This window comes from Rhizobium sp. RU33A, assembly GCF_900156055.1.
Lineage (GTDB): Bacteria > Pseudomonadota > Alphaproteobacteria > Rhizobiales > Rhizobiaceae > Allorhizobium.
Genome location: NZ_FTMQ01000008.1, coordinates 130,880 through 146,566 on the forward strand (window position 1 = coordinate 130,880; position 15,687 = coordinate 146,566).

The window sequence follows — 15,687 nt, forward strand, 5'->3', positions numbered from 1 at the left end:
TTGTCAGTCGCGCTTGTAGAGGCTCGATAGCGGCTTTTTGAGAATGCTCTCGCGCAGGGAGGAACCACCTTCGCGGCGCAAGGGCTGGGAGCCGAAGGTCGCCGAGGGAGGGTCGCCAGCCGTGGTATGAGCCGGAACCGGGGCTTCCATGCGCGGGCGATGCACGTCGTCGATGCCAGCACGGGGCAGCATGTCCGGACGGTAGGGTTCGATCGTCGGCGTCTCCGAAGTCGGCAACGTCTGTCGCTGCAGCGGCGTCTCGAAAGGCTGACGCGTCACGGCTGACGGTGATGTTATCGGGAAAGAGGCTGCGGTCGGTCGCGCCGGAGGCTGTGGGGCAGGCGACGGGCGCAACGAGTCGAAACCTCCGTCATCGTCGTCGAACTCTTCGTCGTCATAGAGGCCTTCCGGCGCAGACGGTACGCCGCCGAAATTGGTCTCGAAGCTCTGCTGGAAAGCGGAGATGTCAGGTCCTGCGATGGCGCGCATGCGACCAACGATGGTGCGCAAATCGACCGTATCAGGGGTTTCCTCGGTATGTTTGGCGTTCACGCCATTGGCTTTCGGCAGCGCGGACTCCGCAACACGGGTGAAGCGCATGCGCATGGGAACGGCGATCGCCTCGCCAAACGCGATGGCTTCGCCATTGCCGATCGAGGAAATGAAGCTGGTGGTCGATATGGAACTGTCGGGGATCGCCGAGCGGATGATCTCCTGGTCGCGGTCGTTGGCAAGGCGCATGGCAAACAGCGTCGAGCACTGCGACAGGATGGTCTGGTCGAGCTCGCCGGGACGCTGGGTAATTATACCCAGCGATACACCATATTTCCGGCCTTCCTTGGCGATGCGGGCGATGGCCTGGCGCGTCGGTATGAAGCCGAGGGTTGGGTCTGCCGGCACGTATCGGTGGGCTTCCTCGCAGACGACAAGCATGTGGATGGCGCCGTTCGACCAGAGCGCCAGCTCGAAGGCCATGCGGCAGAGGACCGATGCGACGGAGTTGACGACTTCGGAAGGAATGCCCGACAGCTGGAAGGTTGAGATCGGGCGGTCGTCTCCCGGGATGCGGAAGATATGCGCGATCGTCTCCATGATCGTGTCGCTGATCGTGTTGTTGGAGAACATGAAGTGATAGCGCGGATCGTTGACCGCCGACATGATGCGCATTTTCAGTGAGCGCAGATAGGGCTTTTCGCCACGACCTTCGAGGCGTCCGATGCGCTCGTCGATGAGTGCGAGCAGGTCGGCTATCCTGTAGGGTACCGGCGTATCGGCGGTCATCGAGCTCTTGTCGGCCATGCGCCGCATCAGGGCACTTTCATTGCCGCGGAAGGCGCGTTTGGCTTCGGGCATGAGATCGCGCAGGATATCGAGCTCTTCCGGAACCGGCGGACGACCGCGGAAAAGAACCTCGGCGAATTCGTCCAGACGCATCAGCCAGAAGGGTAGGTCGAGCGTGTCGGTATCGATGACGACGGCGAGGTCGGGGAAGGCGGCCGCGAATTCGTTGTGCGGATCGAGAATGAGAATGCGCAGCTTCGGATCGCTTTCGATCGCCTTGCGCAGAAGCAGAGAGACGGCGGTCGATTTGCCGACGCCGGTCGAGCCGACCACGGCGAAGTGCTTCGACAGCATGGACGGGACATGGATGGCCGCGTCGATCGATTCGTCCTGGGTGAGCTTGCCGATGACGGCGGTATCACTGAGCCGCGTATCGTAAATGCGTGACAGGTCGGCGGCACGAATGCGGTGGGCGATGGCGCCGAGATAGGGGTAACGCGAGATGCCGGTGGAGAAGGTCTCCTTGCCGTCCTCCTGGAGATAGACCTCACCCATGAGCTCGACCTCGATAAGAAACTGATTGTCGGCCCCTTCGCCCCAATCCTTGCCTTCGGTCTGCATCGAATAGGCGAGGGCCACGACGCGGTTCTTGCCGACCGTGATCGAGATCAGACGGCCGACCGACCACAGCTCCGTGAGATCCGTGCCGCCGTCTTCGGCGACAGCCGCGATCGTCGCGCGCGAGCCATTGCAGGCGACGACGCGTCCGAGCATCCGGTTGCCAGGCCGCATACCATCGCGGCGGTCTTGATCTCCGGCTGCGCCGGACTTGTGAAGATCATCGTTCAACAAGCGCATTCTCCCTGCTTGCGCAAGCTTATGGGTGCGCGCTTAAAATTTCGTGTAAAGCATTAGGGTGGCGGTGATGATTAGCCATTGTCTGCGCAACAAACTTTCGCTTCGGCGCCGGAAATTTTGCAAAAGATGCGTTGACGCTTGGGGGCTTTCTGGCTAACACTTCGCCCATGAAAAACTCGGTTGCACTTATCGTGGTGGGACGGCGCATGGGCAGGATGGTGTAACCATCCGGCGATAGCCACCCATGCGCTAGATGACAGGCTCCTCAAAGGGGCCTTTTTTTATGCCCTGAACCGGGTTATCAGCCCCAAAACCAAGAAGGCAGATGGAAACACAGCATGACGGGTAAAGACAATCAGATGACTGGCGCCGAGATCGTCCTGCGCGCGCTCAAGGATAACGGTGTCGAGCATATCTTCGGCTATCCCGGTGGGGCCGTGCTTCCGATCTATGACGAGATCTTCCAGCAGGAAGACATCCAGCACATTCTCGTCCGCCACGAGCAGGGTGCCGGCCACGCAGCTGAAGGCTATGCGCGCTCGACGGGTAAGGTCGGCGTCATGCTGGTCACGTCGGGTCCTGGTGCGACCAATGCGGTGACGCCGCTGCAGGATGCGCTGATGGACAGCGTTCCCTTGGTCTGCATCTCCGGCCAGGTTCCGACCTCGCTGATCGGTTCAGATGCCTTCCAGGAATGCGACACCGTCGGCATCACGCGTCCCTGCACCAAGCACAACTGGCTGGTCAAGGACGTCAACCAGCTGGCCTCGATCATCCATGAAGCCTTCCGGATCGCCCAGACGGGCCGTCCGGGTCCGGTTCTCGTCGATATCCCGAAGGACATCCAGTTCGCCACCGGCACTTACACGCCGCCGGATGCGCACAAAGCGCTGAAGAGCTACCAGCCGAAGGTTTCGGGCGATGCCCGTGCGATCCAGGCAGCCGTGGAACTGATGGCCTCTGCCCGCCGTCCGATCATCTATTCGGGTGGCGGCGTCATCAATTCCGGTCCAGAAGCCACCAAGCTGCTGCGCGAGCTGGTTTCGCTGACCGACTTCCCGATCACCTCGACGCTCATGGGGCTCGGCTGCTATCCGGCTTCGGGCAAGAACTGGCTCGGCATGCTCGGCATGCACGGTTCCTACGAAGCAAACATGGCGATGCATGACTGCGACGTCATGGTCTGCATCGGTGCGCGCTTCGATGACCGCATCACCGGCCGTCTCAACGCTTTCTCGCCGAACTCGAAGAAGATCCACATCGACATCGATCCCTCGTCGATCAACAAGAATGTCCGCGTCGACGTGCCGATCACCGGCGATGTAGGCCGTGTGCTCGAAGACATGGTACGCGCCTGGCGCGCGCTGCCGAAGAAGCCTGAGGCGTCGCAGACGGCCGAATGGAATGCCAGCATTGCCAAGTGGCGCGCGCGCAATTCCTTCGCCTATACGCCGTCGAAGGACGTCATCATGCCGCAATATGCGCTGCAGCGGCTCTATGAGCTGACCAAGCATCGCGACACCTACATCACGACCGAGGTTGGCCAGCATCAGATGTGGGCGGCTCAGTATATCGGTTTCGAGCAGCCGAACCGCTGGATGACCTCAGGCGGCCTTGGCACGATGGGCTACGGCCTGCCGGCTGCGATCGGCGTCCAGGTCGCGCATCGCGACGCACTGGTCATCGATGTTGCGGGCGATGCCTCGATCCAGATGTGCATTCAGGAAATGTCCTGCGCCATCCAGTACGAGCTGCCGGTCAAGATCTTCATCCTGAACAACCAGTATATGGGCATGGTGCGCCAGTGGCAGCAGCTGCTGCACGGCAACCGTCTGTCGAGTTCCTACACGGAAGCCATGCCTGACTTCGTCAAGCTGGCGGAAGCCTATGGCGCGGTTGGCATCCGTTGCGAAAAGCCCGACGATCTCGATGGTGCCATCCAGGAGATGGTCGACGTGAAGAAGCCTGTCATCTTCGATTGCCGCGTGGCCAATCTCGCCAACTGCTTCCCGATGATCCCGTCGGGCAAGGCACACAACGAGATGCTGCTGCCGGATGAGGCGACCGACGAAGCGGTTGCCACTGCCATCGATGCCAAGGGCCGTCAGCTCGTCTGACCGGGAGGAAAAAGATCATGAACGCACATCTTCAGCCGACCGGTTCGGCCTATTTCATCGCCAAGGAAACCTCCGCTATCGAGAGCCATACGCTCTCGGTGCTCGTCGACAACGAGCCCGGCGTTCTCGCCCGCGTCATCGGCCTGTTCTCCGGTCGCGGCTACAACATCGAGAGCCTGACGGTCTCGGAGACCGAGCACGAGGCGCATCTGTCGCGCATCACGATCGTGACGCGTGGAACGCCTGGTGTGCTTGAGCAGATCAAGGCGCAGCTCGAGCGCATCGTTCCGGTGCACCGCGTGCTGGACCTGACGGTTCGTGCGCGCGAGCTCGGCCAGGAGCGGCCGATCGAGCGGGAGGTGGCGCTGGTGAAGGTCGTTTCGACCGGTGAAATGCGTGCTGAGACGCTTCGGCTTGCCGATGCCTTCCAGGCCAAGGTCGTGGATGCGACGGTCGACCATTTCATCTTTGAGATCACCGGCAAGTCATCGAAGATCGACCAGTTCGTCTCGATCATGAAGCCGCTCGGCCTCAACGAGATCTGCCGCACCGGCATTGCCGCGATGAACCGAGGCCCGCAGGGCATGTAAGGAATTTGCTATTTTGCGAAATGTAAAAGGGCGACCATGAGGTCGCCCTTTTTCTTTGGCCGTTCAGTTCATGCCAAGCAGATCGAGAAGGCCCATTTGTTGCGGCGCCGGAGGCAGATCGGTTTCTGCCTTCTTCGGCTTTTCCTTGGCGGGTTTCTCGGTGTTCTCTGCCTTGGAGGCTTGCCCAAGCTTCTGGGTGGAGGCTTTAGCTTCTGCCGCGTCCGTCTTCTTCTTCGAGGGCTTTTTCGCCTTGGCTGCCGGCTCCTCGGCGGCCACGGTCTCGGCTGTTTCGCCGTCGACTTCGGTCGTGGTTAGCATGGCCATCAGGGAATGGCGCAGCGCTGCCTGCCTCAGGCTGTAGTGGATATACTGCCCCTTCTTCTCGCCTTCGATCAGTTCGGCATTTTCGAGGATCGAGAGATGCTGGGAGATCGAGGGCTTGGCCATGTCGAAGCGGGCGGCGATTTCGCCGGCGGTCAGGGTCGATTGAGAGAGATGAACCAGCATCATGCGGCGTGGATCGGAGGCGAGTGCGTGGAAGACGCGGGACGAGATCTTGTCCATTGCCGGATGTAGTTCGGTTTTTCCGCGCTTTGCCATGTGGTCCCTCAGTCGTGCGGCTCTTTCTCCGCAATTCTCGAATTAGGCAATCTCCTAATTTCCTGAGGGGCTGGCGTAAAGTGGCCGAAATGCAGGGCCTGTGGATAGATCGCGCTTTTCCGATGCATGGGGCAGCATCAGGAGCCGTCCGGGCTTCTCTGCCCTTTACAGCATTGCCAGCGCTACTTTCCGGGACGGTGGCGGGAAGGCCGCGTCCAGACGTGCCCAGTCTTCATCGGAGATGTCGAGATCGACCGCCTCGCGATTTTCCTGCAGGCGGCGCATGTTCGAGGTCTTCGGGATCGGGATTACGCTTTCGCGCTCCAGCAGGAAGGCGAGCGCTACCTGTGCCGGTGTCGCCTGATAGGCCTTGGCGATGTGGATCAGTTCAGGGTGCTGGAGAATACGGCCCTGCTCGATCGGCGAATAGGCCATGACCGGGATCTGGTGCTCCTGGCACCAGGGCAGGAGGTCGAATTCGATGCCGCGGCGGGAAAGATTGTAGAGGACCTGATTGACGGCACAGTTCCCGCCATCGGCCACCGAGAAGAGCTCTTCCATATCGTCGATATCGAAATTCGAGACGCCCCAGGCGCGGATGCGACCGGCAGCCTTCAGCTCTTCCATTGCGGCGACCGTGTCTTCGAGCGGATGTTCGCCCCGCCAATGCAGAAGGTAGAGATCGAGATGGTCGGTCCCCAGCCGGTCTAGGCTCGCATGGCATGCCTTGATCGTGCCATGGTAGCTGGCATTCCAGGGCAGGACCTTTGATACGAGAAAGGCGTCTTCACGCCGATCCTTCAGCGCTTCGCCGACAATGCGTTCGGCGCCGCCATCGCCATACATTTCGGCTGTATCGATCACGGTCATCCCGAGATCGAGCGCGAGCCTGATGGCCTCGACTTCGGCTTTCGCCGCGGATCGATCCTCGCCCATCATCCAGGTGCCGAAGCCGAGGCTCGGGACCTCCGCACCGCCCGGCAGGGTGACAGTCGGAATGGCGTCGTGCATTGTGAAGCTCCTTGGGGCGGGTTGTGCGAAGGATAGCGAGGCCGTCCCGCGCGGCAAGCGACAAAGTCGCTTTCATTCGTGTCACCATAACAAGACTACGGATGGAATTGGTCCAAAGGACAGATAGGCTGACATAAAATGCGGGAGAAACATTCATGTCGGCCGATACGCTTCTGGCGCTTGTGGTCTTTGCCTTCGCGACCTCGATCACCCCGGGGCCGAACAACATGATGCTGTTTGCATCGGGGGTGAACTTCGGCTTCCGCCGGACCATTCCGCATATGCTCGGGATCGGGGCCGGATTCTTCTTGCTGCTGATCGGTGTCGGCCTCGGTCTCGGCGCTGTTCTTTCGGCCTATCCACCTGCCTTCATCGCGCTCAAGGTTGCAGGCGGGCTCTATCTCCTCTGGATCGCCTGGAAAATCGGTTCGTCCCGCACAATGGGTGAGGGGGAGGCGAAGGCGCGACCGATGAGCTTCCTGGCGGCTGCCGCCTTCCAGTGGGTCAACCCGAAAGCCTGGGTCATGGCCGTGACCGCCATGGCAGTCTATCCGAATCCGGAGCATTATGCTCTGACTGTCGGGATCGTTGCGCTCGTCTTCGCGGCCGTCAATGTTCCCAGTGTCTCCACCTGGGCGGGCTTCGGCTCGGCTCTTCGGGAATGGTTGTCGGTCCCGGTGCGGCTCAAATGGTTCAACATCACCATGGCCGTGCTGTTGGTGCTCAGTCTCTGGCCCATGCTCAACTAGGAAACTGCGATGTCCGGTCACCACCCTGAAGACCACGATCATCATCACGGGCATGATCACCACCACGACAACCAGTATTCCGACATGGAGGCCCGCGTGCGGGCACTCGAGACTCTGCTGACCGAGAAGGGCCTGATCGACCCGGCTGCCATCGATGCGATCGTCGAGACCTATGAGACGAAGGTGGGACCGAGGAATGGCGCGCGGGTGGTGGCCAAGGCTTGGGTCGATCCCGAGTTCGCCGACTGGCTGACGCGCGATGCGACGGCGGCGATCGCGAGCCTCGGCTATACGGGCCGGCAGGGCGAGCATATGCGCGCCGTCTTCAACACACCGGAGACCCACAATCTGGTCGTCTGCACGTTGTGCTCCTGTTACCCGTGGTCGGTGCTCGGTCTGCCGCCGGTCTGGTACAAGGCGCCGGCCTATCGCTCGCGGGCGGTGATCGATCCGCGCGGCGTGCTGGCCGAATTCGGGGTGAGCCTGCCGGAGGCGATGCGGGTCCGCGTCTGGGATTCGACCGCAGAGTTGCGCTATCTCGTCGTGCCCTTGCGCCCTGCAGGGACGGAAGGGCTAGACGAGGAGGCACTCGCCAAGCTCGTGACGCGCGACTCGATGATTGGCACCGGTCTCGCGTTGTCGCCGGAGGTCCTGGCATGAACGGGCCACATGATCTTGGCGGGCAGATGGGCTTCGGTCCGGTGGCGCCTGAGAAAGACGAACCGTACTTTCATGCCGAATGGGAGAAGCGGGCGCTCGGCATCACGCTCTCCTGCGGGGCATTCGGTGCCTGGTCGATCGACGAGAGCCGGCATGCGCGGGAGAATATTCCGCCTGCGAGTTACCTGGCGGCGAGCTATTACGAGGTCTGGATCCGGGGTGTCGACATGCTGCTTCAGCGGCATGGTTTCGCCACCGCCGAAGAGTTGGCAGCGGGGCGTCATCTGGAACAGGGCCGCGCTCCGAAGCGGGTCCTGATGGGCGACATGGTCGAAGGCGTGCTGGCCCGTGGCGGGCCGTGCGACCGGCCCGTCGATGTTGCGCCGAAATTTGCCGTCGGAGATCGGGTTCGTACGAAGAATTTCCATCCGACGGGCCATACACGGCTGCCTCGTTATGCACGTGCGAAGACAGGTATCGTCGAGGCCGTTCAAGGCAGCTTCGTCTTTCCTGATGATAATGCCCATGGGCGCGGTGAAAACCCGCAATGGGTCTATACGGTCGTCTTTACGGGAGACGAAATCTGGGGCGAGGGCGCCGACCCGACGCTGACCATCTCGATCGATGGCTGGGAGAGCTATCTTGAGCGCCTGTGAAACGGTGACGGATCTTGCAGAATCGCCGGGCTTGCCGCGCTCGCCCGAAGGCGCACCCGTTTTTGCCGAACCCTGGCATGCGCAGGCCTTTGCAATGACCGTGCATCTGCATGCGCGCGGCGTGTTCAGTTGGACGGAATGGGCGGAGAGCCTGTCTGCGGAAGTTCACCGCCCGCAGCGGGCGGTGGACGGATCCGACTATTTCGACGCCTGGGTCGCCGCCCTTGCCGGGCTGCTGGAGCGCAAGGGGCTGGCGGATCGCGAGACGGTCGAAGCCCTGCGCGAAAGCTGGCAGCGGGCGGCCGAGGCCACGCCGCATGGGGCGCCGATCGAGCTCGCCAATGATCCGCTCAGGGGCTGATGTCCACGATTTGTTCTGACTTTCCCGGCTTTGGCCTTGCATCGGGCCAACGAATCCGCGCATGACCTAGGTCATGCAATTCGCGCCCCAGCAAGACGAGGCCCTCAAGGCCGTTTCGAAATGGCTGAAGGAGGGGAAGACCCCTGTCTTCCGTCTGTTCGGCTATGCCGGTACGGGCAAGACGACGCTGGCCAAACATTTCGCCGAGCATGTCGATGGCGAGGTGCTGTTCGCGGCCTTCACCGGCAAGGCGGCGCAGGTCTTGCGCTCGCGTGGAGCCTCGAATGCCAAGACAATCCATTCGCTGATCTATCGCCCCCGCGGCGAGGAAGCCGTTGAGGACGAGGAAACCGGCAAGACATCGATCGCGCCGATGTTCTCGATCAACCGCCAGAGCCCCGTCGCGAAAGCGGCGCTGATCGTGATCGACGAATGCTCCATGGTCGACGAAGCGCTCGGCCGCGACCTGATGAGCTTCGGCACGCCGATCCTCGTGCTCGGCGACCCCGGCCAGTTGCCGCCGGTCTCAGGTGGCGGCTTCTTCACCGACCAGGAGCCGGATTATCTTCTGACGGATATCCATCGCCAGGCGCGCGACAATCCGATCATCCAGCTCGCCATGCATATCCGCGAAGGCAAGGAGATCATGTATGGCGATTACGGCGACACGGCGCGGGTGATCTCGAAGAACGAGGTGACGCAGGATCTCGTGCTTGGAGCCGATCAGGTGCTTGTTGGTACCAACAAGACGCGGAGGCGCTACAACATGCGCTTGCGGGAGCTGAAAGGCTTCACGGTCGACTATCCGCAGGCCGGCGATAAGCTCGTATGCCTGAGGAACGATCAGGTGAAAGGCCTGCTCAACGGCTCGCTGTGGCAGGTCATGACGTCGTCGCGCGAGACGGTGAAGCCCGGCATCAATCTCCTGATCAAGCCCGAAGACGACGACATGGATCGCGGCGCGGCCAAGATCAAACTGCTCAAGGACGCCTTCGCGGATATCGAGACGGAGATACCCTGGTCGACGCGCAAGCGTTACGACGAGTTCGACTACGGCTATGCACTGACCGTGCACAAGGCCCAGGGCTCACAGTGGAACGATGTTGTCTTGTTCGACGAGAGCTGGGCGTTTCGCGATACACGCGAGCGCTGGCTCTATACCGCCGTCACCCGCGCGGCAGAGACGCTCACCATCGTCAGGTGAGCGCTCCTGACTAAACTCACTTCGCCTTAAGGGCGGTCAGCGTCGCGATCAGTTCCATGTTGTCCTTGCCGGACGCCTTGGCGATTTCGGATAGGCTTCTAGCGCCATCCGCTGCCGCAAAGCCCTTCTGCTTCAGCCCATCGAGCAATTCGGCTTCAGATTTTCCGAGCAGAGGTGCAACCTCACCCGGCGTACCGGCTGCGACGATATTGACCATGGCAAAAGCCGGGTTTCCGCCGCCACCGCTTGCCGGACCCGTGATGGCAGGCCAGGCGAAGACGAAGCCCGCGACCAGACAGAGGGCGAGCGACAGCGCCATCGGCAGGCGCTTGAAATAGGCGAGGAACGGGCGCCAGTTCTTCCAGACATGCAAAACGAAAGGTATGATCAGAACTATGCTCAGCCATTCATGCATCTCGCGGAAGGCAGCAGTTCCGTAGTGGAAGAAGAGCGCAATGCCCGAGATCAGGGACACGAGAAAGAGCCCTGTCGTGAAGGGCGTGGCGTAGCGCGAGAGAAGGTTCGGCATAGGAGGCCTCGGTCGGCGTTGACGATACCCGCTCCTAGCGCTGCCGCATTTCGCCGTCCCGTTAAACTTCCTCCACTATTGATGATCGGCAAGACCAGCGCTGGTGTTCAATTGGCGACCATACCGAGAAGAACAGCTTTCGCCACCGCCTGGAAGCGGTTTTGGGCGTTGAGTTTGTCGACGATGCTCGCCTCCACCGCACTGACTTCCTCGGTCTTCATTTCGAGCGTGCGTGCGATCCGGATCGGGGTATAGCCTTCGACCATCAACTGCAGGCAGCGGGCTTCCGTTTCGGTCAGGGTCGGCCCCTTCTGTTCCGTGTTCAACTGGCCGGCCTCAGCTTCTTCGTGGTCGAGCAGGGCGTTGAGTTGCTGGAGTTGTCTATGGATCGTCGAAAGGTTAGATGCCAGTTCACGGCGACGGGTGAGCAGGATTTCCTCGAGGATCAGATTGGCTTCGCTCGTCGAGGTGGCCGTCGTCAGTGCCTCGAACAAGTCCTGGATCACCGAAACCGGCATGCCGACCTCGCGGCAAACATTGATCAGCGCCATTCGGGCGATGTCATCGCGCCCGTAGACGCGCATGAGGCCCATGCGTCGCGCGGTGAGAAGGTGCTTTTCCTCATAGAAATGCAGCGTTCGGTGGGTAACGCCGAAGAATTCCGCCATTTCGGCAATGGCGACCGGTTCCTTCGGCGGAGTTCTCGTCTGGACGAGGTCTGGGAAGAAAAACGCCTTGGCAGTTTGATCGGATACGTTTGTGATCGGTTGCAGATGGTGTGTTCCGTGCGGCATGTTCCCCTCCATGTTCAGTGGCAACGCGTCTGCTAAAGCCGATAGTTTCTTCCGTTTTCTGTGCTCCTTCGTTCGCTCCGCTGCATCTCGAATCGCCGTCTGGTTGAAGTCTACAGTATATTTGAAAGTCATAAAGTAAGTTTTCGCAGAGGATCATTGCGCCTTTTGCCGGAAGTGCGTTGTCAGCGGAGTGGGGAAGAAAGGGCGATCAGCCTCGTCATCTCTGTGATGATCTCACTGCTCTGCGCGAGGCCGGCCCATTGCTGTTGGGAGCGACGCGCGCTGATATACGTCGCGTCAGTGCGCTCCAGCGTGTAGCGATAGGTTGCGTCGAGGCACTTCATCTGGCCCGTCGACAGTTCGTTCTTGTGGCAGAAGCGGTAGATCGAACCGGGAAGCGTCAGGTTTGCGCCGGCAAAGCCATTGGCGAGGGCGCCGATTTCCAGACTGTCACCGTCGGTCTCGAAGACGCTCATGCTGATCGGCACTTCGCTGCCGGAGCGGAGATGGCGCAGGCCGAGCTTGAGCGTTGTGCCGAGGCTGTGCGCCTTCAATTCGAAATGGAGAGGATGCGGTGCTCCGCCTTCGAAACCGGGTTTTTCATTCGGGCCGGCGATGCAGACCGCCCAGAGCCTTGCGCTCCAGAGCCTTGTCGCATTGACGAAGATCGAGGCGATGAGATCGTCGCCGTCGGGGCGGCGGATGAAGAGCCGTGGAAGCGAGGCCTTGTCGTCTGTGAGGGCGGCATTTTTGACCTCGGCGAATGCGGTCTCGATCAGGTCTAGGTCACGCTCATGGCTGATGTCGGCTTGCGATGCGACGCGGTCATAGACCGGAACATAACCGCCAAGCGGAATGCGAATGCGCAGAGGATCATCGCGGCCCTCGCAGGCATAGAACTGGTTCAGCAGCTTGCGCAACTTTCCGGCCTGGACACGGACCAGCGGATCCGTGCCCGGATCGAAGCCGTGGCTGCGGCTGAACACGTCGATGCCGATCGTGTAGCCTTTCAGCTGATGCGATAGGCCAAGTTGCTCCATCTCGACGATGAACTTGAGGAAGGAGCGCAGCCTTTCGGAGCGTGCGAATGTCCTGCTCCGCAGCACCCGCTGCAGGGCGTCCGAAACCTGCCCGCCATCGATCCCGGCTTTCATCGACATACTTGCTCCAACCGCTTCAGGGGGCACCTGCGCTGTCATTCGATAGTGCGTATTTGTGCGATCCGTCACAATCGAGACCTGACTAAAGGATGGGGGCTAGGCGTCAATACCTTAAAGTCTAGGGGGGGGACGCGATTGCCATTCATCAATTTCCCGCATCGGAGCATTTGCGATTCTCGTTGGCCTTCGATACCGCGATGCCGTAAGGATGCCACAGACCTCTTCATCGCCGGATCATGCCGCCATGCCTGCCAAGCTTTCCGTCAACCTCAATGCCATCGCCATGCTGCGTAACCGTCGGGATCTTCCCTGGCCAAGCGTGGCCGATTTGGGCCGTATTGCCCTTGCTGCCGGTGCCAGTGGCCTGACGGTGCATCCGCGTCCGGATCAGCGGCATATCCGCTTCAGCGATCTGCCGGTGCTGCGGGCTCTGATTGACGACGCGTTCCCCACGGCCGAGTTCAACATCGAAGGCTATCCCAGCGAGGACTTCCTGGCGCTCTGCGAGGCAACAGAGCCGGAGCAGGTCACCCTGGTGCCTGATGACCCATCGCAGGCGACGTCCGACCATGGCTGGGACCTTGTCGCGCATCAGGATTTTCTCAAGCGCGTCGTGTCACGGCTTCGCGGCAAGGGGATGCGGGTGTCGCTCTTCGTCGATGGCGATGGGCGCTCCGAACCGATGGCGCTTGCAAAGGCGACCGGTGCCGAGCGAGTCGAGCTCTATACCGGGCCCTATGGCGGTTGCTACGACAATCCGGATGAGGCTCTGCGCCAGGTGGAACTGCTGGGGCTTACCGCCGACGCCGCCCGCGCCGAGGGGCTCGACGTCAATGCCGGCCACGACTTGACGGTTGCCAACCTGCCGCTGCTGGTAAAGCGGATCCCACATCTTGCCGAAGTCTCGATCGGGCACGGCCTGACTGCCGATGCCCTGGAATATGGGATGGCCGAAACCGTCCGGCGGTTCTGCCGCGCCTGCGGTCAGACGATCTGAACGCTGGCCAGTAATCAGGCAGCCCGTACGTCGCGTCCGCCTTGCAATGCGAAGGTCACGGCCGCTTCGGCATGAATCGTCGTCGAGTCGTAGCCAGGCAGCTGAAGTGCGGCCGGATCGAGGATCAGACAGATCTCCGTGCAGCCGAGGATGACACTGTCGGCGCCGTCCGCCTTGGCCTGGTCGATGATTGCGTTCAACTTGTCGCGTGACGTGTCGAGAACCCGGCCTGCGCAGAGTTCCTCGAAGATGACATCATGCGTGACGGTCCGCCCTTCGGCATCCGGCACCATGATCTCGATGTCGTGGCGCTTCATGCGTTCGGCGTAGAACGGCTGTTCCATCGTGTAGCGGGTCGCAAGGAGCAGCGGGCGTTTGGCGCCGCCGGCCTTCAATCCATGGGCGGTTTCATCGATGATGTTGATGAGCGGTACATTGATGCGTGCCTGCACCTCGTCGGCGACGAGATGCATGGTGTTGGTGCAGATGAGAACGCAGTCGGCACCGGCCTTTTCCACGCCCGTCGCGACGTCACCCAGACGCTTTGCGGCGAGATCCCAGCGGCCGGCCTTCTGCAGTGCGACAATCTCGGCGAAGTTGACCGAATGCATGAGGACCTCTGCCGAGGTGAGGCCGCCGAGGCGGGCACGAACGGCCTCGTTGACCTGGCGGTAGTAGACCGCCGAACTTTCGAAACTCATCCCGCCAATCAGGCCAATCGTCTTCATGTCTCGTCTCCGTCATTTGATGCGAAGATGATGATGCGAACCCAGCGCAATTGGGTTGCAATGATGGGATAGAGAACAGCCCTTGGCGCATGGTGGTTGGCGCGATATGAGGGGATCGCGCAGATTATTTGCGCTTTCAGGGGGTTGGGCCGGGGAGATGTGGCGTGATCGACGAAAGAGACAGAAAGATTCTCGATTTGCTGCAGCAGGATGCGAGCATTGCGGTTGCGGATCTCGCTGAGCGCGTGGCCTTATCAACGTCTGCTTGCTCGCGGCGGATCCAGAAGCTGGAGGAACAGGGCTATATCGCCCGGCGCATCGTCGTCCTCGATCGCGAGAAAATTGGCGTGCCGACCACGGTCTATGCCCTGGTGAAGACAGCCCATCATGCCGACGACTGGATCGAGGAGTTTCGTCGCGCGATCAGCGATATCTCGGAGATTGTCGAAGCCCATCGGTTGACGGGGCATTACGACTATATCCTGAAGCTGGTGCTGCCGCGCGTCGAGCATTACGATGTCGTCTATCGCCGGCTGGTGAAGCGCGTCGAACTCTTTGACGTCTCGGCATCAATCTCGATGGAAGTTCTCAAGCAGGGGCTAGCCGTGCCTGTCGATTACGCGCGTTGACTATTCCGGCGAGGGCAGGGCCTTATCGGCGCGGCACTGGCTGATCGGCAGCTGCTTCACGGCGTAAATGGCCGAGATCCTGCCGAGGAAGCTGTTCCCAAAATCGCTGCTGCGCTCGGTTTCAGCCTCGGTACAGCCGCAGGCATAGCCATAGTAGCCGTTCGTCTGGACGAAATCCCCTGTGGTGAAATCAGGCATGTTCTCCATGCCGAGCGGCTCGATCTCGGAGCCTTGCGTCATCAGTAACCATGAGCCTTCGCCGTCATCGAGCCAGTAATTTCCGGGGGTTGGGTTTTGTATCCAGCCGCAGCGGTTTTCCTTCGCGGCTAGGGTCGAGGTCCCGGCAAATGTGAGGGCGAGGCAGATGAGAAGCTGTTTGGCGCGCATGGTGTTTCCCTTGATTTTGCCGCACCATATCCATCGCACCTGGTGCTGGGAATGACCAAGTCTGGACACTATGGCAAACGCAAAAAAAAGGCCCCGGGACTGATGCCCCGAGGCCCACCACGCACCCTTGAGATTAGGAAGCGTTGGAAACCGTGCGGTTGACGAGGGTCACCGACTTGTCGGCATTGACCTTGTAAACTTCGCGAACGTCGCGACCGTCACCGTTTGCAAAGGTGTGGAAGAAGGTCGAACCGGCCGGAGCCTTTTCCAGCATGACATTGGCGTTGTCGTAGGTGATCGAGCCCGGGATCGGCTGGACGGAGGCGAAAGCGGCCGAACCGGCTGCGAGGGTGATCAGGGCGGCAGAGATGATGGT

Annotated in this window: 17 protein-coding genes and 1 pseudogene; 9 read left to right on the forward strand and 9 right to left on the reverse strand. The window is 60.9% G+C overall.

What is annotated here, in order from left to right; genetic code table 11:
* Nucleotides 1–3 precede the first annotated feature (3 nt).
* Nucleotides 4–2,133, reverse strand: a complete 2,130-nt coding sequence (locus tag BW978_RS21830) for an ATP-binding protein (RefSeq protein ID WP_076398116.1) — start codon at nt 2,131–2,133, stop codon at nt 4–6.
* Nucleotides 2,134–2,477: 344 nt separating this feature from the next.
* Between BW978_RS21830 and BW978_RS21835 the strand changes: the two genes are divergently transcribed.
* Nucleotides 2,478–4,256 carry an acetolactate synthase 3 large subunit gene (locus BW978_RS21835; RefSeq protein WP_076398062.1) on the forward strand — a complete coding sequence of 593 codons (1,779 nt, stop codon included), beginning with the start codon at nt 2,478–2,480 and terminating at the stop codon, nt 4,254–4,256.
* Nucleotides 4,257–4,273: 17 nt separating this feature from the next.
* On the forward strand, nt 4,274–4,846 hold the full coding sequence (gene ilvN / locus BW978_RS21840) for an acetolactate synthase small subunit (protein WP_076398065.1): 573 nt from the start codon (nt 4,274–4,276) through the stop codon (nt 4,844–4,846).
* A gap of 324 nt (nt 4,847–5,170) precedes the next feature.
* Here ilvN and BW978_RS23850 read toward each other — a convergent pair.
* Both BW978_RS23850 and BW978_RS21850 read right to left on the reverse strand, forming a co-directional pair.
* Nucleotides 5,171–5,446, reverse strand: a pseudogene (locus BW978_RS23850) (metalloregulator ArsR/SmtB family transcription factor); the annotation flags it as partial.
* A gap of 165 nt (nt 5,447–5,611) precedes the next feature.
* Nucleotides 5,612–6,457: an aldo/keto reductase gene (locus BW978_RS21850; protein ID WP_076398070.1), complete on the reverse strand. Its 846-nt coding sequence runs from the start codon at nt 6,455–6,457 to the stop codon at nt 5,612–5,614.
* Between the two features lie 155 nt (nt 6,458–6,612).
* On the opposite strand from BW978_RS21850, the gene BW978_RS21855 reads away from it, so the two are divergent.
* From BW978_RS21855 to BW978_RS21875, 5 genes are all read left to right on the forward strand, one after another.
* The gene (locus BW978_RS21855) at nt 6,613–7,206 is read left to right on the forward strand and encodes a LysE family translocator (RefSeq protein ID WP_076398072.1); all 594 of its coding nucleotides are present in this window, start codon (nt 6,613–6,615) and stop codon (nt 7,204–7,206) included.
* 9 nt (nt 7,207–7,215) lie between these two features.
* Nucleotides 7,216–7,866 carry a nitrile hydratase subunit alpha gene (gene nthA / locus BW978_RS21860; protein ID WP_076398075.1) on the forward strand — a complete coding sequence of 217 codons (651 nt, stop codon included), beginning with the start codon at nt 7,216–7,218 and terminating at the stop codon, nt 7,864–7,866.
* On the forward strand, nt 7,863–8,522 hold the full coding sequence (gene nthB / locus BW978_RS21865; RefSeq protein WP_076398077.1) for a nitrile hydratase subunit beta: 660 nt from the start codon (nt 7,863–7,865) through the stop codon (nt 8,520–8,522). Before nthA ends, nthB begins: the two co-directional genes overlap by 4 nt.
* Nucleotides 8,509–8,883 (forward strand): nitrile hydratase accessory protein, encoded by a 375-nt coding sequence (locus BW978_RS21870; RefSeq protein ID WP_076398080.1) that lies wholly within the window; start codon nt 8,509–8,511, stop codon nt 8,881–8,883. Before nthB ends, BW978_RS21870 begins: the two co-directional genes overlap by 14 nt.
* A 73-nt stretch (nt 8,884–8,956) precedes the next feature.
* A complete protein-coding gene (locus BW978_RS21875) occupies nt 8,957–10,087 on the forward strand; it encodes an ATP-dependent DNA helicase (protein WP_054151737.1) in 1,131 nt (376 codons plus the stop codon).
* Between the two features lie 16 nt (nt 10,088–10,103).
* On the opposite strand, the gene BW978_RS21880 is transcribed toward BW978_RS21875, so the two are convergent.
* The 3 genes from BW978_RS21880 to BW978_RS21890 form a co-directional block, all read right to left on the reverse strand.
* Nucleotides 10,104–10,616, reverse strand: coding sequence for a DUF4405 domain-containing protein (locus BW978_RS21880; protein ID WP_076398083.1), 513 nt, complete (start codon nt 10,614–10,616; stop codon nt 10,104–10,106).
* Nucleotides 10,617–10,723: 107 nt separating this feature from the next.
* Complete coding sequence (locus BW978_RS21885) at nt 10,724–11,410, reverse strand: MerR family transcriptional regulator (protein ID WP_083697674.1); 687 nt, start codon at nt 11,408–11,410, stop codon at nt 10,724–10,726.
* A 182-nt stretch (nt 11,411–11,592) separates the two neighbouring features.
* Nucleotides 11,593–12,570: a hypothetical protein gene (locus tag BW978_RS21890; protein WP_076398085.1), complete on the reverse strand. Its 978-nt coding sequence runs from the start codon at nt 12,568–12,570 to the stop codon at nt 11,593–11,595.
* A 244-nt stretch (nt 12,571–12,814) separates the two neighbouring features.
* On the opposite strand from BW978_RS21890, the gene BW978_RS21895 reads away from it, so the two are divergent.
* Nucleotides 12,815–13,567 (forward strand): pyridoxine 5'-phosphate synthase, encoded by a 753-nt coding sequence (locus tag BW978_RS21895; protein WP_076398086.1) that lies wholly within the window; start codon nt 12,815–12,817, stop codon nt 13,565–13,567.
* A 14-nt stretch (nt 13,568–13,581) separates the two neighbouring features.
* Here the strand turns inward: BW978_RS21895 and BW978_RS21900 are convergent, their stop codons facing one another.
* A complete protein-coding gene (locus BW978_RS21900; protein ID WP_076398089.1) occupies nt 13,582–14,295 on the reverse strand; it encodes an aspartate/glutamate racemase family protein in 714 nt (237 codons plus the stop codon).
* A 164-nt stretch (nt 14,296–14,459) separates the two neighbouring features.
* Here BW978_RS21900 and BW978_RS21905 point away from each other — a divergent pair, with 164 nt between their 5' ends.
* On the forward strand, nt 14,460–14,924 hold the full coding sequence (locus BW978_RS21905) for an Lrp/AsnC family transcriptional regulator (RefSeq protein ID WP_076398092.1): 465 nt from the start codon (nt 14,460–14,462) through the stop codon (nt 14,922–14,924).
* On the opposite strand, the gene BW978_RS21910 is transcribed toward BW978_RS21905, so the two are convergent.
* Entirely contained in the window at nt 14,925–15,311 is a 387-nt protein-coding gene (locus tag BW978_RS21910; RefSeq protein ID WP_076398094.1) for a DUF4087 domain-containing protein, read from the reverse strand.
* A gap of 133 nt (nt 15,312–15,444) precedes the next feature.
* Nucleotides 15,445–15,687 (reverse strand): hypothetical protein (locus BW978_RS21915; protein WP_083697498.1); only part of this gene is annotated, 243 nt, incomplete at its 5' end.